The 21,611-nt window shown below is 49.1% G+C and carries 17 protein-coding genes; 7 read left to right on the forward strand and 10 right to left on the reverse strand.

The genetic code is table 11. The features are described from left to right. The first annotated feature begins 229 nt into the window (after nucleotides 1-229). From I2H74_RS04940 to I2H74_RS04955, 4 genes are read left to right on the forward strand one after another with little or no spacing between them, the layout of a single operon-like run. Nucleotides 230-775: a DUF4912 domain-containing protein gene (locus I2H74_RS04940; RefSeq protein ID WP_195572037.1), complete on the forward strand. Its 546-nt coding sequence runs from the start codon at nucleotides 230-232 to the stop codon at nucleotides 773-775. Continuing rightward, a complete protein-coding gene (locus I2H74_RS04945) occupies nucleotides 772-3,783 on the forward strand; it encodes a 1,4-alpha-glucan branching protein domain-containing protein (RefSeq protein ID WP_195572038.1) in 3,012 nt (1,003 codons plus the stop codon). Before I2H74_RS04940 ends, I2H74_RS04945 begins: the two co-directional genes overlap by 4 nt. Beyond that, nucleotides 3,780-6,206 carry a sugar phosphate nucleotidyltransferase gene (locus I2H74_RS04950; RefSeq protein WP_195572039.1) on the forward strand — a complete coding sequence of 809 codons (2,427 nt, stop codon included), beginning with the start codon at nucleotides 3,780-3,782 and terminating at the stop codon, nucleotides 6,204-6,206. The genes I2H74_RS04945 and I2H74_RS04950 overlap by 4 nt, the downstream gene beginning before the upstream one ends. Before the next feature lie 4 nt (nucleotides 6,207-6,210). Next, the gene (locus I2H74_RS04955; RefSeq protein ID WP_195572040.1) at nucleotides 6,211-8,226 is read left to right on the forward strand and encodes a glycoside hydrolase family 15 protein; all 2,016 of its coding nucleotides are present in this window, start codon (nucleotides 6,211-6,213) and stop codon (nucleotides 8,224-8,226) included. A 107-nt stretch (nucleotides 8,227-8,333) separates the two neighbouring features. On the opposite strand, the gene I2H74_RS04960 is transcribed toward I2H74_RS04955, so the two are convergent. From I2H74_RS04960 to ilvB, 9 genes are all read right to left on the reverse strand, one after another. Then, the gene (locus I2H74_RS04960) at nucleotides 8,334-8,879 is read right to left on the reverse strand and encodes a peroxiredoxin (RefSeq protein ID WP_195572041.1); all 546 of its coding nucleotides are present in this window, start codon (nucleotides 8,877-8,879) and stop codon (nucleotides 8,334-8,336) included. A gap of 318 nt (nucleotides 8,880-9,197) precedes the next feature. After that, a complete protein-coding gene (locus tag I2H74_RS04965) occupies nucleotides 9,198-9,485 on the reverse strand; it encodes a hypothetical protein (protein WP_195572042.1) in 288 nt (95 codons plus the stop codon). A 158-nt stretch (nucleotides 9,486-9,643) separates the two neighbouring features. Beyond that, nucleotides 9,644-10,738, reverse strand: coding sequence for a 3-isopropylmalate dehydrogenase (gene leuB, locus I2H74_RS04970; protein ID WP_195572043.1), 1,095 nt, complete (start codon nucleotides 10,736-10,738; stop codon nucleotides 9,644-9,646). Between the two features lie 361 nt (nucleotides 10,739-11,099). Continuing rightward, complete coding sequence (gene mnmH, locus I2H74_RS04975; protein ID WP_195572044.1) at nucleotides 11,100-12,134, reverse strand: tRNA 2-selenouridine(34) synthase MnmH; 1,035 nt, start codon at nucleotides 12,132-12,134, stop codon at nucleotides 11,100-11,102. 146 nt (nucleotides 12,135-12,280) lie between these two features. Continuing rightward, entirely contained in the window at nucleotides 12,281-13,339 is a 1,059-nt protein-coding gene (gene selD / locus I2H74_RS04980) for a selenide, water dikinase SelD (protein WP_195572045.1), read from the reverse strand. Between the two features lie 506 nt (nucleotides 13,340-13,845). Then, nucleotides 13,846-15,396, reverse strand: coding sequence for a 2-isopropylmalate synthase (locus I2H74_RS04985; protein ID WP_195572046.1), 1,551 nt, complete (start codon nucleotides 15,394-15,396; stop codon nucleotides 13,846-13,848). A gap of 98 nt (nucleotides 15,397-15,494) precedes the next feature. Then, nucleotides 15,495-16,487 (reverse strand): ketol-acid reductoisomerase, encoded by a 993-nt coding sequence (gene ilvC, locus I2H74_RS04990; RefSeq protein WP_195572047.1) that lies wholly within the window; start codon nucleotides 16,485-16,487, stop codon nucleotides 15,495-15,497. 195 nt (nucleotides 16,488-16,682) lie between these two features. After that, complete coding sequence (gene ilvN, locus I2H74_RS04995) at nucleotides 16,683-17,183, reverse strand: acetolactate synthase small subunit (protein WP_195572048.1); 501 nt, start codon at nucleotides 17,181-17,183, stop codon at nucleotides 16,683-16,685. Beyond that, nucleotides 17,180-18,925: a biosynthetic-type acetolactate synthase large subunit gene (gene ilvB, locus I2H74_RS05000; protein ID WP_195572049.1), complete on the reverse strand. Its 1,746-nt coding sequence runs from the start codon at nucleotides 18,923-18,925 to the stop codon at nucleotides 17,180-17,182. Before ilvB ends, ilvN begins: the two co-directional genes overlap by 4 nt. A gap of 573 nt (nucleotides 18,926-19,498) precedes the next feature. Here ilvB and I2H74_RS05005 point away from each other — a divergent pair. Beyond that, nucleotides 19,499-19,939 (forward strand): GNAT family N-acetyltransferase, encoded by a 441-nt coding sequence (locus tag I2H74_RS05005; RefSeq protein ID WP_195572050.1) that lies wholly within the window; start codon nucleotides 19,499-19,501, stop codon nucleotides 19,937-19,939. A gap of 81 nt (nucleotides 19,940-20,020) precedes the next feature. Here I2H74_RS05005 and I2H74_RS05010 read toward each other — a convergent pair whose 3' ends face one another. Beyond that, nucleotides 20,021-20,353, reverse strand: coding sequence for a 50S ribosomal protein L33 (locus tag I2H74_RS05010; protein ID WP_195572051.1), 333 nt, complete (start codon nucleotides 20,351-20,353; stop codon nucleotides 20,021-20,023). Nucleotides 20,354-20,602: 249 nt separating this feature from the next. On the opposite strand from I2H74_RS05010, the gene I2H74_RS24470 reads away from it, so the two are divergent. Both I2H74_RS24470 and I2H74_RS24475 read left to right on the forward strand, forming a co-directional pair. Beyond that, nucleotides 20,603-20,893: a hypothetical protein gene (locus I2H74_RS24470; protein ID WP_229106333.1), complete on the forward strand. Its 291-nt coding sequence runs from the start codon at nucleotides 20,603-20,605 to the stop codon at nucleotides 20,891-20,893. A 169-nt stretch (nucleotides 20,894-21,062) separates the two neighbouring features. Beyond that, nucleotides 21,063-21,521, forward strand: coding sequence for a hypothetical protein (locus I2H74_RS24475; RefSeq protein ID WP_229106334.1), 459 nt, complete (start codon nucleotides 21,063-21,065; stop codon nucleotides 21,519-21,521). Nucleotides 21,522-21,611 lie beyond the last annotated feature (90 nt).

The following is a 21,611-nucleotide window of genomic DNA, read 5'->3' on the forward strand; positions in this document are numbered from 1 at the left end:
GATGTCTATTAATTGGCTCTTGACTTCTCCCCGCACCATACGCTTCTTTCATCAATTATCATTTTCTTTCATAAAGCGTATCAAGCTCTAATATCCATATTCCATAAGGCAGGGTTTGACTGGCCTTGGATACAAGGAACAGCTTCATTTTCTTTGAAATACGGAATTTCCTTCCGTAAGTATCCACGCGCAGCGTGATCATCGTTCGCACAATCGAAAGGAGGTTCCTATGTTTCACTCACCGCTAACCGCTGTCTGGCCGCCTACCTATCGGCATTCCTTCATTCATCTTATGGTCCAGTCCCCCCATGTGCTATTTGTTTACTGGGATGTTCATGAGCGGAAGCGGAATATGATTGCAGCCCATTATCGTACCCCTTGGTCTTCATTACCCAAAATCATCCGCTTCTATGCATATGAAGAAGAGACAACCGCCTTTGATCGTCCCGCCATGTGGGTCGATATTGAAGTGGGAGAGACATCATCGTGGTATTACCGAGAGGCCATCCCGAAGATGATCTATGCGGCCGATTATGGCATTGCCAATCAGGACGGCCAGTTTGTACCATTGCTTCGCTCCAACAAGTCTCGTACTCCAAGAAGCAAATCCATGACTACGGCGGGAACAGAAAGCCACGGTGCGATCGTTTCAAGTGCCGACGCACATCCACAGCATCCAGATTCAGCCTCCTCGATCCTTTCTGATTATCATTCACCATTCGAACAATTTTCAACGTACACCCTCTATACCACTCAAGAAGGAGCGAAGTCATGACAGGATACGATCTAGGCAGGGCTTCTAAGCAAAAGGAGCAGCTTGGCTATGTTGCTCTGATCCTGCACGCCCATCTCCCCTATATTCGTCATCAAGAGCAGGATGATCTGATGGAGGAGCGTTGGTTTTTTGAAGCCATGACCGAGACCTACCTGCCGCTGCTCGATAGCTTTGCAAGGCTTACAGAGGAGCAGATTCCGTATCGAATAAGCATAAGCATGAGCCCTACGCTGCTTGCTCTCATGGAAGATCCCCTCATGCAGGAGCGCTATGAGCAGCATCTGGTCAAAAGTCTGCTTCTTGCAGAAAAGGAACTGAAACGGACAAAGGACGATCCCAAGCTTCATGCCACAGCACTTATGTACCACAGACGCTGGTCCGCCTGGCTTGAGCTGTACGACAAATGGGATCGGAATATCATTCCCGCCTTTAAGCAGCTTCAGCAGGAAGGCTCGATCGAGATTATGACCTGCTCGGCATCACACGCGTTTCTTCCATTTGTGAAGCATCCGGCACTTGCTCACGCTCAGATTGAAGTGGGATGTCTCGAATATGAGCGCCATTTTGGCATAAGACCAAGAGGAATGTGGCTGCCTGAATGCGCATACAGTGATGAGCTCTCTGCGATGCTTACGGAGAGCGGCATCCAATACATAATCATTGATCATCATGCCCTGCTGCTTGCAAGCGCCAAGGCTGCATCCACCTATACGCCTATCCAAGCTAATGGAGCAAGCGTTAAAGCCTTTGCGAGAGATCCCTATTCTTCAGAGCAGGTGTGGAGCAGCCACGAGGGATATCCAGGAGACCCCGATTACCGGGAATATTACCGAGATATCGGCTATGACCTTGGTTGGCATGATCAAGAGGAATGGGCGTACATAAAGCCCTTTGTCCTCTCAGACGGAACAAGAATGAATACCGGACTCAAGTACTATCGAGTGACAGGAACGGGGATAGACAAAGAGCCTTATGTCGAAGAATGGGCCAATAATCGAGCGGTTATGCACGCAAGGCACTTTCTCGAAAGCCGGGAAAAGCAGCTTCAATCGATCCAAGCAGATGCATCCGCTCCGCCTATCATCGTTTGTCCATACGATGCAGAGCTGTTTGGACACTGGTGGTACGAAGGTCCTTATTGGATCGAGTCATTATTTAGGGAAATGCATCTGAAGCAGCAACATGCCGATCTGAAGTTCAGCTTTATTTCGCCTATTGATTACATTCATGCGCACCCCACTGTAGAAAGTGCGGATATCCCAACAAGCAGCTGGGGAAGAGGCGGCTATGGCGAAGTATGGCTTCAAGAACGCAATGACTGGATCTATCGGCATTTGCATCAGACAGAAGATCGATTGATCAATATCTTCACGATGGCATATGACGGACCGGAATGGGGCTTTCACCCTGTTAAAGATCGCATCGGCAATCAAGCAATTCGTGAACTGTTTCTCGCGCAAAGCAGCGACTGGGCCTTCATTATCGATGCGGATACGGTTCCTTCCTACGCTATGGAGCGTACGAAGCAGCATATTCTGCGCTGTCATACGCTGCTCGATATGCTGGAGTCAGGGGTATATGACGAAGTTGTGTTATTCACGATGGAACGGGAGATCCCTTGCTTTTCAAGCATTCAAGCACAGCTTAGAAAGGACCTGCTTATATGGCAGCACCATGGTGATCAGCTGTATTACCCTGATGGATTCTTCATCGGGGATGCACAGGATCCATACCGCTTCCTAATTCAGCAGCAGCAGCGAAAGCCTCCATATCTGCAGCATGAAGCCAAGTCCCCCACGAAGCATGTGCTCATGCTTGCCTGGGAGTACCCGCCGCTCGTTGTAGGTGGCTTGTCGCGTGCTGTGTACGACTTGTCGCGCCACTTGGTCCATCAGCAGTGCCAGGTGCACGTGCTGACACGCTCTGTGCCTGGCAGCCCAGCCTACGAAAGCATGGATGGCGTTCACGTGTATCGCATCCCGCTGCCTTCTAGCGTAAGCACGATTCATTTTATGGACTGGGTGCTGCAAATGAATATAGCGCTTGCGGAAGCCTGCGACGCCTTTATCCAAGCCGGGTATGCGTTTGATTTTCTTCATGCCCACGATTGGCTTGTTTATGGCGCCGCTAAGAGCATCAAGGACTTGTACCATATTCCGCTTATCTCCACGATTCATGCAACCGAGCATGGCCGGAACCATGGCGTGATCGCTAGCGAGCTTCAGCAGCGGATTCACAATATGGAATATGCGCTGGCGAATGAATCGAGGGAAGTAATTGTGTGCAGCGAGGCGATGGTTAAGGAGATTGAGCGTCTGTTCCACGTTCCGAAAGCACATATTCATCTGATTCCTAATGGAGTCGAATGCCGCCTGAAGGAAGGAGATCTGGTATTGCCGTGGTACCAGCGTCCTATGACAGAGGAGCTTCGCCATGTTCGAGCCCAATATGCTGCACCGGAAGAACCGATTCTCTTCTTTATTGGACGGCTCGTCTATGAAAAAGGCATTCAGGTCCTGCTTCACGCTTTAACCCATGTGCAGCGAACTGTCCCTAATGTAAAGCTGATCATTGCCGGCACAGGGCCTATGATGAGCGAGCTTCGGTCGCTGATTGCCTCTCTACAGCTGGAGCACGCCGTTCATCTGACTGGATTCGTCATGGACGAAGTCAGAGAGCATTTATTCCAAATTGCAGATGTCTGTGTCTTCCCTAGCCTGTATGAGCCTTTCGGCATTGTGGCTCTGGAAGCAATGGGAGCCGGGATTCCCGTTGTCGTATCCGATACGGGCGGCCTTGCCGAGATCGTTGACCATGGCATAGACGGCTATAAAGCTCTGCCTGGACATGTGGAGTCTTTAGCTTGGCATATGACGGAACTGTTGCAAAACAAAGAGCTCGGCGTTCAATTTGCGGAGCGAGCACTTCACAAAGTGAAGACGCAATACGATTGGAATACGATCGCATTATCGACAAGACATGTTTATGAAAGGGTGATCGCTCAATGAAAGCCGTAATTATGGCTGGTGGGAAAGGTACTCGCCTTCGTCCCCTTACGCTGAATACGCCAAAGCCAATGGTACCTCTCCTGAATCGACCTTGTATGGAGTATATCATTGAGCTGTTGAAGCGATACGACATTCATCAGATCGCGGTCACCGTTCAATACTTGCCAGAAGTGATTCGCAATCACTTTGGCGATGGATCTCAATATGGCGTTGAGCTTTACTATGCCGAAGAAGAGACTCCGCTTGGAACCGCAGGCAGCATCAAAAATGCTGCATCCTTCCTAGATGAGACGTTCATTGTCATCAGCGGCGATGCGTTAACTGACTTCAATCTCAGGGCAGCCATCGCCTATCATAAAGAAAAAGAAGCCCTCGCCACCATGGTGTTGACTCAGGTAGAGTCTCCACTTGAGTATGGTGTCGTCATGACTGCTGAAGATGGCAAAGTGACTCGCTTTCTTGAAAAGCCTAGCTGGAGCGAGGTGTTCAGCGATACGGTCAATACAGGCATCTATGTGCTGGAGCCAGAGATCTTGGACTGGATTCCTGATGATGCGCCGTACGATTTCAGCTTGAACCTATTCCCGGAGCTTCTTAAGAAAAATGAGCCACTGTATGGCTACGTAGCAGACGGCTATTGGTCCGACATCGGCAATCTGCAGCAGTACCGGAAGACCCAATTCGATATGCTGGATGGTCATGTCGATGTCGCCATTCAAGCGACAGAGATCGAGCCCGGCATTTATGTAGAACCTGACGTAAAGCTTCCTTCCACATTGCCGTTGAAGGCGCCGGCCTATATTGGGTCGCGCTGCACGCTGCATCCAAGCAGCAAGCTCGGTCCTTATACCATTCTAGGACGAGGCAATACACTGCTTCCTTCTAGCAAGCTGGAGCGAACCATTGTTTGGTGCGGCAATTATATCGGGGAGGGTGCTGAGCTTCATGAAGCGCTCCTCATGGACCGCACAGTTGTAGGCAGCTTTGCCCAGCTCCAAGAAGGAGCCGTCATTGGAAGCTCGTGCACGATCGGTTCGAATGCCTCAATCAAGGCAAGCGTGCGCCTATGGCCACATAAGACGGTTCCCGCTAAAGGAATCGTCCATACGTCAATGATCTGGACCGATCCGACTGCGAAGCCTTTATTCCAAAGCAAAGGCGTCATTGGCATTCCAAACCTGGAGCTGCATCCTGAACGTGCAAGCCGGCTGGCTGAAGCCTATGGCTCTACCCTTCCTGCGGCGTCGACGGTGGTCATCTCAACCTCGGCCCACCCGTATGCTGATCTGCTCAAGCATGCTTGCAGCACAGGCCTTCGCACCATTGGCATTCATGTCCTTGATCTAGGCCATTGCTCAGAAGAAGTTACACGGCATGCCGTTCAGTACCATTCAGGCGCAGGTGCGATCCATATCTCCCTGCTGGAGCAATCCTCAAATCCGATGATGCTGATTCAATGGATGGATGATCAAGGGAAGCCGATTGCCAAGTCAATGGAGCGCAAGCTGGAGAATGCTTTTTACCAAGAGGATTATCCGAGAACGCACTGGAATCAGATCGGTTCCTATCGAAACTATTCGCATGCCAATGAGGACTATCTAAGCGTTCTTGAATCACATATTGATTTCGCCATGATTCGAAAAGCCAACCTAAGCTACGTGCTTCATCTTAGCACAGAGCAGGAACAGCAGCTGCTTATGCAGTGGACGAAGCTGATCGGAGGAACAGGGCTTCTTACCCAGCATACCCATGAGCCTGACTTGAACGTTCTCGAAATTGTGCATCATACCCATGCGGATCTTGGGATATTTATCGAGGATTCTAGTCAATTGTCGCTTATTACGCCATCTGGTCATATATTGAATGATGACCAAATGATAGCCCTGATCATGACGTCCATTGCTTCTTCTCATCCAAATGCTACCCTCGGCGTGCCTTCCAGCCTGCTTGGAACCATTCCATCATCACTGAAGGATGGGACGCTGCAAGTAAGACGAACGAAGGAATCGCTCCGCTCTATCATGGAGGAGACTTCGGGGCTGCCATTCTCGCCATTCGCCTACCGTCTCTATGCGCTTAGCCTCATTCTTCAATATATGGCTGGTGCTAAGATCGGATTGGATACGCTCGCCGAGATGAATCCATTTGGTTATACAGCCAAGGAAGAAGTAATGTGCAGCTGGCATGAAAAGGGCGCAATCATGCGCGAGCTGATGACTTGGGTGCGTTCATCCGGTCAGGAAGCGGAGCTGATGGACGGTATTCGCATTCAAACGGCAGAAGGCTCTGTCTTGATTCTGCCAGATCAGGATGAGCCGATCTTTCAAGTCTTCGCCCAATCCGACAGCTCCGCGCAAGCCAAGCTTCTCGCTCACAGCTATGCTTCACAGATTGTCCAATCCCACCAAAGCTTAAGGAAGTGATCAGGTGCCGCGATACCTTGTCGTAGGCAACGGGAAGTGTCTAGTGAACCTGGATCAGCATGCCTTTATTCGGGACATCTACTTTCCATATGTCGGACAGCTAAATCATGTAGGAGGCTATTCCTGTCGCCTGGGAGTATGGGTAGAAGGTCAATTTCGATGGCTTGACGATGCAAAATGGGAGCGCACCTTAGGCTATGTGCACGAATCGCTTGTCACCGAAATGATTGCCTATCATCCAGAGCTTCAAATTACCTTGTCGATGAATGATGCCGTTCATCAGCGAGAGCCGATCTATCTGAAGCGCGTGTCCATAACGAATCATGCCGATCATGATCGAGAGATTCGTCTGTTCTTCCATCAGGATCTCGCCATTAACGAAACCGAGGTAGGCGACACAGCGGTCTACTACCCCGAGAATCACACCGTCTTTCACTATAAGAAAGACTGCTACTTCATGTTCAACGCCTGCTCTGAACAGCCCATCACATCTGACCTGCTCGATCCACTAGGAGAAGAGCTCCCTCCGCTAGAGGGGATCTATGAATTTACAACAGGCATCAAGCGTTTCCACCAGGCAGAAGGTACCTGGAGAGACGCTGAGGACGGTCATCTCATGATGAACCCTATTGCACAGGGCTCTGTCGACAGCACGATCAGCATTCGTACCTTCAGCGGTGCCCGCGAGACGTCCAATCACTATTATTGGTTCGCTGCAGGTAAACGCCTTAGTGAAGTGAAGCGGCTTGACCAGTACGTAAGAGACAGCCATCCCGGGCGACTGATTGATCGGGTCGAAACGTATTGGAGGAGATGGGTCAACAAGAAGAACCCTGACTTTGCCAATCTCGATCCTTCCCTTATCCGCCTATACAAGCAAAGCCTATTGATGGTGCGAACACAGACTGATGCGAATGGTGCCATTATCGCAGCCAATGACACGGATATTATGCAGTTCAACCGCGATCATTACAGCTATATGTGGCCGCGTGACGGCGCACTTGTGGCCAAAGCCATGTCATCAGCCGGCTATCATGGAATGATTGCCCCATTCTTTCGCTTCTGTGAATCCGCACTAAGTGATGAAGGCTATTTGCAGCATAAGTACAACCCGGACGGAACCGTCGGCTCCAGCTGGCACCCATATCTCCACGACGGAAAACCGCAGCTTCCGATTCAAGAAGATGAGACAGCTCTTGTCCTGCATGCCTTGTGGCACGACTATACTTGCCATGGAGATATTGAACTCTCCCAATCCTTGTATCAATCGCTCGTCCGCAAAGGAGCAAAGTTCCTGCTTCATTATCAGGACGATCGGCTTCATCTTCCGCTGCCGAGCTATGATCTATGGGAGGAACGCTACGGCATCTTTACCTTTACCGCATCTGCGGTATACGGCGGGTTGATGGCTGCTTCCCGCTTCGCCTCCCTATTTGGAGATGATGTGCGGGCAGAGCATTATCTGCAAGGCGCCGAACGGATTAAGCATGGCATGCTCACGCATTTATGGAATGAGGAGCAGCAATCGTTTGCAAGAGGCCTCTATCGAAAAGATGGACACTGGGTGCAGGATATGACGGCTGAGAGCAGCATCTTTGGCGTGTATGAATTTGACGTGCTGCCTGCCTCTGATTCCCGCGTTGTCTCTACAATGCAGCGCCTTCGGGAAAAGCTCTCCAATAAGATGAGCATTGGCGGGATCGCACGCTATACGCAGGACTATTACTTCCAGCGCTGCCAAGATATCCATACTGCCCCCGGCAACCCATGGATCATCTGTACGTTATGGCTTGCAGCTCATGAGATTGCAGTTGCCAACACGCTCGACGAGTTGGCTTCCCCGCTTGAAACGCTTCGCTGGGTTGAGCGATACAGCTTGCCCGGAGGCGTATTGTCTGAGCAGCTTGATCCCTATACTGGTGCTCCCGTGTCCGTCGCTCCACTCACTTGGTCCCATGCGACCTATGTAGACACTGTACTCAAATATGTTGCGAAGTATAAAGAGCTGGAAGCGTTGTAACAACGATTCCTTTATAATCATTAGCGTGAAATGCAAGCTTTGAAATAACAACAAAAAACCACGTAGGATATCCTGCGTGGTTTTGCTATTTACAAAGCAGCTAAGCCTTAAGCGTTCAGATTTTTGTCGCCTGGCTTCCAGTTGATCGGACACAAGCCGCCAGACTGCAAGGCTTGCAGAACACGAAGCGTCTCTTCAACCGAGCGTCCTACATTATTGTGGTTCACAACTTGATACTTGAGCTCGCCTTCAGGATCAATGATAAATAGTCCGCGAAGCGCTACGCCTTCTTCTTCGATTAACACACCATAATCACGTGCGACGTTCTTCGTGATATCTGATGCCAGAGGAAAGTTAAGCTTGCCAAGACCATTATTCTCTACAGGCGTATTAATCCAGGCCTTGTGGCTATGAATGGAGTCAACGGATACCCCCAGCACTTCGGTATCAAGCTTCTTAAACTCCTCATAAGCGGTGCTAAGAGCCGTAATTTCCGTTGGACAAACGAAAGTGAAATCAAGTGGATAGAAGAACAATACCAGCCATTTGCCGCGATAATCGGACAACTGTGCTGCACCAAAGCCTTGTCCGTCGCCTGATGCGGTCTCCATGTTGAAGTCTGGGGCTGGTCTGCCTACTAAACGTTCTGCCATTATGATTGGCCTCCTTCATCTATGTGAGGTTGTAACTCGTTATGTAAATGATCGGATGCATAACAAGCATGAAGCTTGTCCGCTTAATTCATGATCATATGCGAATGGTATCATTTATTTTATAATCGTGTCAATTTTATTCTAATTATCATTTGATATTTATTTTAAATTTAAACTATCGTCATCATATGCGTCAAACCTCAATGTGAGATTTGGTATAACCCGCCTATATTGATTTCAAATCTATAATCCACTCCATAATAAAGTCAATTCCATAAAAAAGATGAAAAAGCTCTATCTCCATCCATCATACCCGATTTAGATTGGCAGTAACCCTTGGCGCTCGACTGCTGGCTTGCACGATGCGCAGACCCCAATCACTCTGCCATCAGGAGTTGCATAGAACGTAAGCTTCTTCGAGGGCTGTTTGCAATGGGAGCATTTCTGGGAAGCTCCCTTTCCACGCATCGGTTCGGATGTCTTTGCCTTCTTTGCCTGCGACAGCGATACGACATTGTCAGATCCATTCTTAAACTTTTTTCTTCCTATTATAATAGCTGAAATCAGCAACAGTACGAGCAGTATGCTTGCAACCGTTATCCACATCTATTCTCTCTCCTTCCTTCTATTATAATACCCAATAACCATGCCCAATCACAGTGTCATTGAACATGCAAAAAAGAGCTAACGACGACATGCAGCCGTGTTAGCTCGATAGAAGGATTATTTAGCTATTGCAACACTTTACTGTGCAATGATAGGGACTAAGCCTTAACTTGCAGTTTGCTCAAAGCATCTACAATTAGATCGCCCATCTGGGTTGTACCGATCGCTTGAGAACGATCCGTTGCAATGTCGCCCGTGCGATGCCCTTCATCAAGCACCTGCTTCACTGCAGCTTCGATGGCATCCGCTGCTTCACTGTATCCGAATGTTAAGCGGTACATGAGAGCAACGGATAGAATCGTTGCGATCGGGTTTGCAATGCCTTGACCCGCAATATCTGGTGCCGAGCCATGGACTGGCTCGTAAAGACCATAGCTGCCTTCTCCCAAAGATGCAGATGACAGCATGCCGATGGATCCTGTAAGCATCGCCGCTTCATCGCTTAGAATATCGCCAAACATATTCTCCGTTACGATAACGTCAAAGCTTGCTGGACGGCGAAGGAGCTGCATCGCACAGTTGTCGACTAATACGTGCTCAAGCTCTACCTCCGGATATTCTGGAGCAATGCGATTCACCGTTTCGCGCCACAGACGAGATGTCTCCAGTACGTTTGCTTTGTCAACAGAAGCAAGACGCTTGGAGCGCTTCGTCGCAATGTCAAAAGCTTGGCGAACAATGCGCTCTACCTCTTGAACATTGTACACACATGTGTCAACCGCTTCTTCTCCATGCTCGCCTTCCCGACGAAGCTTCTCCCCGAAATAAATCCCCCCGGTCAACTCGCGAACAACGATAAGATCCGTTCCTTCGAGCACTTCAGGCTTCAGTGTCGAAGCTTCCTTCAAGCAATCAAAGACAACCGCTGGGCGGATATTAGAGAACAATCCAAGCGCCTTGCGAATACCAAGAAGCCCTGTCTCCGGACGAAGCTCCTTTGGATTGTTGTCCCACTTCGGACCGCCAACCGCACCAAGCAGGACTGCATCCGCACGCTGGCACATTTCCAATGTTTCCTGAGGAAGCGGCGTACCTTTCTCATCGATCGCAATACCGCCGAATAATCCATGTTCGAATTCAAACTTTAGGCCGAACAGCTCCTCTGTGCTCTTCATCACCTTAATCGCTTCAGCCACAACCTCCGGTCCGATTCCGTCCCCTGCAATAACTGCAATCTTCTTCACATCTGCCATCTGCATTCACTCCTTATCAGGCTCTACTCCCTGATTCATGATTTCAATCGTTTCACGTTCTCTTCGAAAAGTAATAGATATTAATGTTGTACCATAGGCAGATTGTATTTGACCAAGATATAAAATCTATCATCTTCATAGGTAATTCCTATAAATAGCCTCTGATGATGAAAACCTCCTACCAATAGGCCCTCGAAGATCAGCAGATGCCATGGGATTTCTTTTTTTCTTACTGCAAGCATGACGATTCAGCTAAACGAAGCAGTAAAGCAGTAAAGTTCTTGTATAGTAAAAAAGAAGCTTCTTGTCCACCAAGTAGACCAAGAAGCTTCTCTGTTCTATCCAGTTATAGGCCAAGGAGCTAAGCTTGCAGCATCTGCTGCACATGAAGCTCGACCTGCTCCTTTGCCTCTTCTAGCGTTGCCGCTTGAATAAGGACGGCCTCTCCTTCATACGTTAAGGCAGCATGCTCATAGCGCGGATCATAATAATATTCCATCATGAGCTGGATCACTTTCTCATAGTGCTTTTGCTCAAGCAGCCCCGCAAGCTCCTGCGCAATCGGTGTATGCAGCCTTCTCCGAATACGTTCAAAGGCTTGCCGGATCGCCTCCTCATGAAGGGCAGGAGAATAATCCTCCATGATGACTTTGACTCGCTCTTCAATCGGGAGCTCGATATGAAGCACTTTTCCTTTATTTTTCGCCTCCATAAGCGCTTCTGGCAGCACCACCTTGCCCACTCTTCGGCTCTCTGCCTCCATCAAAACGAGCGGCTTCTGCTGCTTTTCTATGCTTTGCTTCTGCTCAACATATATGGCATCGAACATCTTTTGTGAAGAAGGGTGGAGTCCGATATGGCCAAATATGGAGCCGCGATGACCAGCCATCCGCTCGATATCCATAATGGGATACCCCTGTTCCTCTAAATACTGCAGAATTGCCGTCTTACCAGTACCCGTATAACCGGATAACACGATAACGGGAGTGCTCCACTCCTGTTGAACCTGCTCTTGGATGAAGCGTCTATAGCTTCGAATGCCGCCCTGGAGCCGATATATCGTCATTCCCATCAGGCTCATCACCGTTGCCATCGTGCGGCTTCTCATCCCGCCTCTCCAACAGTAAAGGATGATGGGCCCCTGCAAGGATTTGAACTGCCGATACAATTCAGGAAGCTTCTGAGACGCAATCTCCAAGCCTCTTTCCTTCGCGCGGTCTACACTCACCTGCTTGTAAATCGTTCCGATCTCGCTGCGCTCCTCGTTACTGAACAAGGGAATGTTAATGCTGCCCGGGATCGTAAATTCCTCATACTCTCCCGGGGATCTTACATCAACAAGAGTCGCTCCTTGTTCACGATAATGAAGCACCTCTTCTAAGCTTATATCTCTCATGCTGTCACCTCAGCTAGCCTGCATCTCGCATTCTTTCGTCGTGCACCATGCCACATTCATTCTCGATGTTCACGGTTATCATTCTAAGCTCCGTTCACTCAAGGAGCGTACAGCTCTAAGTCAACCCATTCTCAAGCTCCAGCCGGTTATCCGACTTGTCCGCCTACAACCTGAATATGTCCAGGATGGTCTGCTACTGCCTCGCCAATCAGCGAAGCTTCAACGCCATTCTCCTGCAAGTCCTTTAAAAGGGCTTCTGCATCCTCTGGATGTACTGCGATCAATAATCCGCCAGACGTGACAGCATCACACAGCATCCACTGGGAGATCTGATCAAGACGCTCATCGAAAGTAACAGAGCCTTCCAAGTGAGCATAATTATTTTTTGTGCCTCCAGGCACTGCCCCTTGCTCAGCCAGCTCTCTAACACGGCTAAGGAATGGCACTTGCTCCGCATAGATATTCAAGCCGACGTCACTGCCCTTCGCCATCTCTGAACTGTGACCAAGAAGACCAAAGCCCGTTACATCCGTACAGCCATGAACGTTATATTTGCTCATAATCTCTGCTGCCTTTTTATTCAAAGTGGTCATCACAGACGTAACACGATCAATCTCCGCCTCGCTCAGCAGGCCGCGCTTCAATGCCGTCGTGGTAATGCCCACGCCGATTGGCTTAGTTAGAATCAATTTATCCTGTGGCTTTGCTCCGGCATTCTTCCGTACACGCTCAGGATGAACGATTCCTGTCACCGCAAGACCAAACTTCGGCTCCGGATCATCGATAGAATGACCGCCAACAAGCGTTGCTCCCGCTTCCTCTACCTTATCCGCAGCTCCTCTCAGGATATCCGCCAGTACCTTTTTATCCAATGTCGATATCGGAAATGCAACAATATTCAACACAGTGAGCGGCTTGCCCCCCATAGCATACACATCGCTGAGCGCGTTTGCTGCAGCGACTTGTCCAAATGAATACGGATCATCAACAATCGGTGTGAAGAAGTCAACCGTCTGTACCAAAGCGATGTCATCCGTAAGACGATACACGCCAGCATCGTCGCTAGTCTCAAGACCAACCAGTAAATCAGGGTGCTTGGACCCTTTCGGAAGCTCTCGCAGCACCTGCATCAAATCCTGTGGTCCGATCTTGCAGCCGCAGCCCCCCTTATGAGATAAACTCGTTAAACGAATCGTTTCTGTCATGTCATTCCTCTCCTTCTATGATTTCAGTTATGATCATGCTCAACAGATTGGAGCAAATAAAATCCCTTTGAATGATGGTTAATAGATAGGCACAAAAAGAGCATTACCCCTGTTATTCCCCATTTGGCGGAACCTTCAAACTTTTCGATCGTTTCAAGTGATTACAAATCCCGGTTTCTTCCTTGTCACAAAATACGAATTATCGCTCGAAACATTCGAGTCAAACTTAGGTTCCATCCAAGAAGCAGCGTGCATACGCTATTGTGCATATACATGTCATACCATCCTTTACTCACAATAAGCTCTACTTCCCATAGTAAAAGAAGCAGGAGAAGTTGTACAGTTTGCAACCTTATAAAGTAACTTTGCGCGAATTGAACATGCATCCTACTCCCTTCGCTGCAAACGCAGAAAAAACCTGCTCAGGGAGAAGCTGCACTCACCCTTGAACAGGCTTGAACTTGCATGAGCACGTACACGATTGATTCGTGCACAGGCCTAGCATTCTATACTAATCCAATGCGGTCGCGGCGAGTGGAGCTGCCTTGACTGCGCTTATCGATCAAGCGATTCACGGCATCCACGTAAGCACGCGCGCTTGCTTCCAGAATATCTGTGCTTACACCGCGGCCAGATGCCTCAAAGTCACCCTGCTTCATCACAACATGAACTTCACCTTGCGCATCCTTACCGTGGGTAACGGACTTAATCGAATAGTCGCTCAGATCGACAACTTCGCCTGTTGCTTTATCGATAGCGTTGTAAATGGCATCAACCGAGCCGTTACCCTCCGCTTCTTCCTCAAGCACATGGCCATCCTGAGTCATTAGGCTGACCTTCGCAGATGGCGTAGCCTGATTGCCGTATGCCACAAAGATCGTCTCCAGAGTAAAGACTTCCGGCGTATCGATGATCCGCTCTTCTAGGAAAGCAAGAATATCTTCATCCGTGACTTCCTTCTTCTTATCCGCCAGTTCCTTGAACTTCGTAAAGGCAGCATTCAACTGCTCATCACGGAGCTCATAGCCAAGATCAAGCAGCTTCTCGCGGAAAGCATGACGACCAGAAAGCTTGCCAAGCACGAGCGTGCTTTCCTTCAAGCCAATTACCTCAGGCGACATAATCTCATAGGTCGTCTTCTCTTTCAGCATGCCATCCTGATGAATGCCTGATTGATGGGCGAAGGCATTCGCGCCGACAATCGCTTTGTTGCCAGGCACTGGCATCCCTGTCAGCTTGCTGACTAAGCGGCTCGTACGAGCAATCTCAGACAAGACTAGCGTGGTCTTTGCTTGGAAGAAATCTTGGCGTGTCTCAAGCGCCATAGCAACCTCTTCAAGCGAAGTATTCCCTGCGCGCTCGCCGATCCCGTTGATCGTGCCTTCAATCTGATCGGCCCCGTTCAAGATTGCCGCCAGTGCGTTTGCTGTCGACATCCCCAAGTCATCATGGCAATGGGCGCTCAGTTGAATCTTTTCGATGCCAGGAACCGTTTCCTTCAACGTCTTAAAAATGTTGCCGTACTCATATGGCGTCAAATATCCTACTGTATCCGGGATATTGACCACGGTAGCACCAGCCTTAATCGCGGTCTCCGTGACTTGGCACAGATAGTCCAGCTCCGTACGTCCCGCATCCTCTGGCGAGAATTCGATCTTGCTGAAATACTTTGCAGCGTACTTGATCGCCGCCTCGGCAGTCTCAAGCACCTGCTCCTTCGACATGTTCAGCTTGTATTTGCGGTGGATCGGAGAGGATGCCAGAAAGATGTGGATGCAAGGATCCTCGGCATCCTTCAGTGCTTCATAAGCTGCATCGATGTCCTGCATTCTTGCACGAGACAAACCGATGACGCTGGAATGCTTCAATGCTTTCGCTACTGCGTTGACAGCCTTCAAATCTCCAGGCGAAGCAGCGGGAAAGCCTGCTTCGATCCGATCCATACCGAGGCGCTCCAGCTGATAAGCAATTTCGAGCTTTTCCTTCGTGTTCAGATTTACGCCAGGAGACTGTTCCCCATCACGCAAGGTCGTATCAAACAAATAGATTTTGCGCATTGTTCGCCCTCCTCGATGTCCTATAGAAAAAGCGCCCACCCGCCGTTAAGACGGGCGGACGCTTCGCGTTATCGCCTTTCACCTTGATCGGTGATCTATTATTTCTTGATCCAGTGCATCATTTCACGCAATTGACCGCCAACCACTTCGATTGGATGGTTTGCTTCATTGCGGCGTGTTGCTGTCAAGAACGCGCCATTTGCTTGGTTCTCCAAGATGAAGTCGCGAGCGAATTTCCCTTGTTGAATATCGGACAGTACTTCTTTCATTGCTTTCTTTGTCTCGTCCGTTACGATACGAGGACCTGTTACATAGTCACCGTATTCTGCTGTATTACTGATGGAGTCGCGCATAGTAGCAAGACCGCCTTCATACATCAAGTCAACAATAAGCTTAAGCTCATGCAAGCACTCGAAGTATGCCATCTCAGGCGCATAGCCTGCTTCTGTCAATGTTTCAAAGCCAGCTTTAACCAATGCGGATACACCGCCGCAAAGTACAGCTTGCTCACCGAACAAGTCTGTTTCCGTTTCTTCCTTGAAGGAAGTCTCGATAACGCCTGCACGAGTACAGCCGATGCCTTTCGCATAAGCAAGACCGATCGCTTGCGCTTGACCTGTAGCATCTTGCTCGATTGCGATAAGTCCTGGAACGCCAAAGCCTTCAACATAAGTGCGGCGAACCAAATGACCTGGGGACTTCGGTGCTACAAGCAATACATCGTTGTCTTTAGGGGCAACGATTTGTCCGAAATGGATGTTGAAACCATGTGAGAACATAAGAGCGGCGCCCTTCTTCAGGTTCGGCGCAATCTCTTCGTTGTACACTTTTGCTTGCGTTTCGTCAGGCATCAAAATTTGTACAACATCCGCACGGCTTGTTGCTTCTGCAACAGAGTATACTTCAAAACCGTCTTGGCGTGCTTTTTCTGCCGATTTCCCTTCACGAAGACCGATTACAACTTGTAGTCCGCTGTCACGCAAGTTTTGGGCTTGAGCGTGTCCTTGGCTTCCATATCCGATAACCGCGATTGTTTTTCCTTGCAATACTCCAAAGTCTGCATCTTTTTCGTAATACATTGTAACTGCCATAATCGATGTTCCTCCTCATTATGTTCCCATTAATATTTGTATGTGTAGTGCCTATCCCCGGATGAATGCGGGTTATGGAAGGGACAATGGACAGCGTCGACTTGTCCCCTCTACAACCCTCTCCATCCGAGGGTTCGTTGCAATATAAATGAATAAGTTCGATGCGTATGCGTTCAATCTTTGCTGCTGAACCGCTTATTTTCCGTCGGTGATGGAACCGCGAATCATCGCGGTTACCCCCGTGCGGCTGATCTCCCGAATGCCATATGGCTTCAGAAGCTCTATCATGGCTTCGATCTTCTGCGAATCTCCAACGACTTGAACCATTAGCGTTGTCGGCCCTATGTCAACGATGGATGCACGGAATGTCTCAACAACGCCAAGCACCTCTGGTCTTTCCTTAGGCTCCGCCTTCACCTTGATGAGCGCTAGCTCACGATCGACCATGGCTTGGGAGCTCAAGTTAATAACTTTGATTACATCGATAATCTTGTAAAGCTGCTTTTCAATTTGCTCCAGCATGTGATCGTCACCGGTTGTGACGATGACCATGCGAGATAATCCTTCCTCTTCCGATGCGCCAACCGTGATACTCTCGATATTGAAGCCACGGCGTCCGAACAGTCCGCTCACACGCTGAAGTACGCCTGGCTGATCATTGACAATAACCGCTATGGTGTGTGTTGTTCTGTTCATTCGCTATCCCCCATTATCATTTGATCGATCGTTGAGCCTTGCGTAACCATCGGATATACATTTTCATGCTTGCGAACCACGAATTCGACGACCGCTGGTCCTGGCGTATTCAAGGCTTCTTCCCAAGCTGAACGCGCCTCTTCCTTGCTTGTTGCCCGGAAGCCGCGAACGCCGTATGCCTCAGCAAGCTTCACAAAGTCAGGGCTTCCGGCAAGATCGATGTGGCTGTAGCGATTGTCGTAGATAATCTCCTGCCACTGGCGAACCATGCCTAACACCTGGTTGTTAATGATCGCAACCTTCACCGGGATGTTGTTAATCGCACAGATCGCTAGCTCCTGCGCACACATCTGCATCCCGCCATCACCATTGATGGAGACGACGACGCGATCTGGGTGTGCAAGCTGAGCACCGATCGCAGATGGGAATCCGAAGCCCATCGTTCCTAATCCTCCTGATGTGATGAAGGAGCGAGGCTGATTGAAGAGGTAATACTGCGCTGACCACATTTGATGCTGTCCAACGTCCGTCGTTACGATCGCATCGCCATTTGTCGTTTCATGAATCATCTCAATAACCCATTGCGGTTTCAACTCATCGCTGCTATCCACGTAACGGAGCGGCTTCTCGGCCTTCATCTGCTTCACTTGGTCACGCCAGGCGTCCGCTTTATCCGTGTAATTCGCTACAGCGTTAGCTTCCAACAATGTCGTCAATATGTCTCCTACGATTGGAATGTCTGTCGGAACGTTCTTGCCGATCTCCGCAGGATCGATGTCAATATGAACAATTTTTGCATGCGGTGCAAAGCCTTCAAGCTTCATCGTAACCCGGTCATCGAACCTTGCTCCGATATTGATCAGTAGATCGCTTTGCTGAATCGCATTGTTTGCAGTGTAGGTTCCGTGCATTCCTGGCATTCCCATCCACAATTCATGTCCGCTTGGGAAGCCTCCGAGACCGAGCAGCGTTGTCGTAACCGGAATTCCTGTCTTGTTAACGAATTCGAGCAATGCCTCATGTGCTCCAGAGTGTACAACACCTGCACCCGCAAGAATCACCGGGCGTTCCGCTTCCGATATCGCCTTCATCAGCTTATCAACCTGATACTTGTTCGGATGAACTGTTGGGTTATATCCTCTGATGTTTATGCTATCTACTGGCTTAAATAAAATCTTCGCAGCAGATACATCCTTCGGTATATCAATGAGCACAGGGCCTTTGCGTCCAGTCGAGGCGATATGGAATGCTTCGTGAATGACTCTCGGCAGATCCTCAACGTCCCTTACCAGATAGCTGTGCTTTGTGATCGGCATCGTGATGCCCGTGATATCAGCTTCTTGGAACGCGTCGGTGCCAATCAGACTTGTTGCAACGTTTCCTGTAATAACCACAAGTGGAATGGAGTCCATGTATGCTGTTGCAATTCCCGTAACAAGGTTCGTTGCTCCTGGTCCAGAAGTCGCGATACATACGCCTACTTTGCCGCTTGCTCTTGCATAGCCGTCTGCGGCATGAATGGCTCCTTGCTCATGACGTGTGAGCAAATGATTGAAGTCATCAAATCCATGCATGGCATCGTAGATGTACAATACGGCGCCGCCCGGATAACCGAAGACGCACTCTACACCTTCCAACAGTAGGCTGCGCAGTAGAATTTCTGAGCCTGTAATGACTTCAGGCTTCATCCATTTCTCTCTTAATTCTTCCTTGGATCGCATGGTCGTGTGATGTGCGCTCATTCGACATCCTCCTTACTTTATTTTGTATTGAATGAACTAACAAAAAATAAAAAAACCTTCCGCCTCTGTGCCCAGTCCGAAGACTGTGCGCAGGGACGAAAGGATTATCTTCCGTGGTACCACCCAGGTTCGCCAACTATCTCACGATAGAAAGCCTCTGCAAGTACGTGATCGCTCACTTACTTTGACGCCTAACGCGCGTCTAACGATTCTTCCTAATAAGCTTGAAGCCTCAGCTTCAGCCTTTCAGAAGAACAGCTCCGAGGTGAGCTCGACAGTAGGGATTCTGGCGTCGGTTTCAGCGAGTCCGCACGCTCTCTGTTCAGTAAGGGCCCTAAGTCTTCGTCCTCATCATTGCTGTTGCAAGTATGTCATAAGTTGTTCATCGAATGTTTAGGAACATTATATTCCTCACTTTTGGAGGCGTCAATAGCTTTTTGTAAATAATTTGGAATCCTCACCAAGCGCCCCCAACTCGAATACACTGTGTAAAACCCCGTCAACCCCTGCTACTACACTGACTTATGCAGCATCAATTGACCTTCAATTCGGCGGATATTCGGGGGAATGAACATGCTTAGGCTTCGCAAGCCAAAACGCGATGATGCCTCCATTCACAAGCTGATTGTAGAAGAGCTCATCCCGCAATCCAACCTTAACTGGGATCCCGATCAAGTTCGTGAAGATCTGCCTGAGCGCTTAAAGCAAGGGGTCACCTATGTAAAAGCAGAGAGAGGCAAATTTATGGGTTTCATCCATGCCATGAAACATCAGGATTGCGTTGTCATCGATATGCTGGCCGTCCATTCCCGCTATCAAGGAACAGGAGTCGGCTCAAAACTGCTACAAAAGGCGGAGCAATACGGAAAGCAAGAAAAATGCTCGCATGCCGTCCTTCTAACGGACTTCGGCAATGAGCAAGCCAAACAATTTTATTTGCGAAAAGGCTATAGCATTACAGGCTTCCTGCCTTCTGTCATCTGCTACGAAATGAAAAAAGAGCTCTTTCCCTAGGTTGTACGAGAAAAAGATGAATATGCGGCCCAGCCTCTCCACTGAGCCGCTTCCCGCTGTTTTATCTCCTCATACGGCTCTCTACTTCGCGCCATCGCGGTAACAGCCATAAGGCTGCCCGCAGCCGCAACCGCCTCCGTAATATCCCCCACCGTATGGACCACCGTAGCCATAGCCTCCATAGCCGCCGTAGCCATATGGACCAGCCGCCAACGTACCGATTGCCAATAGATCAAACAATACAAGGGGCAGAATTGCTTTGGTCTTCGCCTTTTTGTTCTTCGGCTGTTCGATGAATAGGCGGTTGCCTTCCATGCGGACAAGCTTGCCTTTTACAACCTTGCGATTTTTTTGAATCGCATAGATTTGCTTGCCAATCCACTTCTTCGCTTCCGCCTTTGTAACTCCACGCATATGCACGCCTCCTTTCAACGTTACCCTACAAGATATGCGTTTTCCCAGAGATCGACTGTATACCTCCCTATCAACAGAAGATTTGTGCTAGAGTCTTAGATTTCAACCTAGCTGAACTTCCTTTTTTTGATAATAAAATGGCCGCTGTACATACTAAGCCCAGAAGATTTCAGTGGATTGATGGTAGATTATCAAATCCATTTCTTTTATATCAACTTCGAAAATATTAGGAGATAAGGAGCAGGTGCAATGATCGATCCCAATAATCCTATTCGTCGTGAAATGGAGTGTATATACAGCGCTATTAGTCCCTTTGAGCTTAAGGACAAGCTGCTCAGCTTTGCGACGGAACGTACCGAGAAGAGCACTCTGACACTGCTTAACGCCGGGCGAGGGAATTCGAATTGGATCTCGACTTCACCTTGCCAGTATTTTTTTACCCTTGGTCAATTCGAAGTGGAAGAGAGCATCCGTACTCACTATGAGGAGCCTGTCTTGCGGGATTGCCAGTCAAGCAGGGCTGCTACGAGCGCTTTCTAAGCTACGTCAATGATCATAGCGATCCCCCCTGGCATCGTGTTTCTTGAGCGGGCAGTGAATTATGGCATTCACAAGCATGAATTCGAGCCGGATGAATGGGTGTTTGAGCTCGTAAATTTTTGGAGTGACGGGGTGGAGGCTTGGAACTATCCTTGTCCATGAGCAAAATGTGTTTGAAAAACGAATTCAGGAGCTGCCTGCGGAGCTCCGGCAAACTCTTCGAGAACGATATGCTTCTCTAACACTTCAGCCTGAAGAGCTTCCATTCATCGAGCGAATCGTTGCAGGCAGCAGACAGGTCGCTCTTAATCATACTGCAGGTCTGTCCACGTCGCAGCAAGTGCAGATGGCTCTTTTCCCGATTCTGAGTTTGCTTGATTCAGAGAGTGCTTATAAAGAATTAACCAAGCGTATTTGCCGTCGCCGAAAAAGGCTGTTGTATGAGGGGCTTGAGATGACAATGACCCACAACGCCTATGATGCCTCTGGAGGGGGCTTCCATGGACCTGAATGGTCTGTGCGGGTATCTCTAGCGAACCTTGAGGATCAGGCCTATTTTCGAATCGGCAGAGCCATGAAGGATGCCTTGCAGGGCTATGTACATCATTCGCGTTCTACCTTCCCATGATGCTCTAACTGCAGCAAAAAACACCCTTCTCATTTTGGTCAAGCCCCATTTTTGTAGACATTGAAAAAAGCCCTAAGCTGAAAGCTGGCG

It is taken from the genome of Paenibacillus sp. 1001270B_150601_E10, assembly GCF_015558675.1.
GTDB lineage: Bacteria > Bacillota > Bacilli > Paenibacillales > Paenibacillaceae > Paenibacillus_B.

Bases quoted from the DNA above. Each gene is read 5' to 3' on its own strand.
- I2H74_RS04940 (WP_195572037.1), top strand. From the start codon at position 230: ATGTTTCACTCACCGCTAACCGCTGTCTGGCCGCCTACCTATCGGCAT.
- I2H74_RS04945 (WP_195572038.1), top strand. From the start codon at position 772: ATGACAGGATACGATCTAGGCAGGGCTTCTAAGCAAAAGGAGCAGCTT.
- I2H74_RS04950 (WP_195572039.1), top strand. From the start codon at position 3,780: ATGAAAGCCGTAATTATGGCTGGTGGGAAAGGTACTCGCCTTCGTCCC.
- I2H74_RS04960 (WP_195572041.1), bottom strand. From the start codon at position 8,879: ATGGCAGAACGTTTAGTAGGCAGACCAGCCCCAGACTTCAACATGGAG.
- I2H74_RS04965 (WP_195572042.1), bottom strand. From the start codon at position 9,485: ATGTGGATAACGGTTGCAAGCATACTGCTCGTACTGTTGCTGATTTCA.
- leuB (WP_195572043.1), bottom strand. From the start codon at position 10,738: ATGGCAGATGTGAAGAAGATTGCAGTTATTGCAGGGGACGGAATCGGA.
- mnmH (WP_195572044.1), bottom strand. From the start codon at position 12,134: ATGAGAGATATAAGCTTAGAAGAGGTGCTTCATTATCGTGAACAAGGA.
- selD (WP_195572045.1), bottom strand. From the start codon at position 13,339: ATGACAGAAACGATTCGTTTAACGAGTTTATCTCATAAGGGGGGCTGC.
- I2H74_RS04985 (WP_195572046.1), bottom strand. From the start codon at position 15,396: ATGCGCAAAATCTATTTGTTTGATACGACCTTGCGTGATGGGGAACAG.
- ilvC (WP_195572047.1), bottom strand. From the start codon at position 16,487: ATGGCAGTTACAATGTATTACGAAAAAGATGCAGACTTTGGAGTATTG.
- ilvN (WP_195572048.1), bottom strand. From the start codon at position 17,183: ATGAACAGAACAACACACACCATAGCGGTTATTGTCAATGATCAGCCA.
- ilvB (WP_195572049.1), bottom strand. From the start codon at position 18,925: ATGAGCGCACATCACACGACCATGCGATCCAAGGAAGAATTAAGAGAG.
- I2H74_RS05005 (WP_195572050.1), top strand. From the start codon at position 19,499: ATGCTTAGGCTTCGCAAGCCAAAACGCGATGATGCCTCCATTCACAAG.
- I2H74_RS05010 (WP_195572051.1), bottom strand. From the start codon at position 20,353: ATGCGTGGAGTTACAAAGGCGGAAGCGAAGAAGTGGATTGGCAAGCAA.
- I2H74_RS24470 (WP_229106333.1), top strand. From the start codon at position 20,603: ATGATCGATCCCAATAATCCTATTCGTCGTGAAATGGAGTGTATATAC.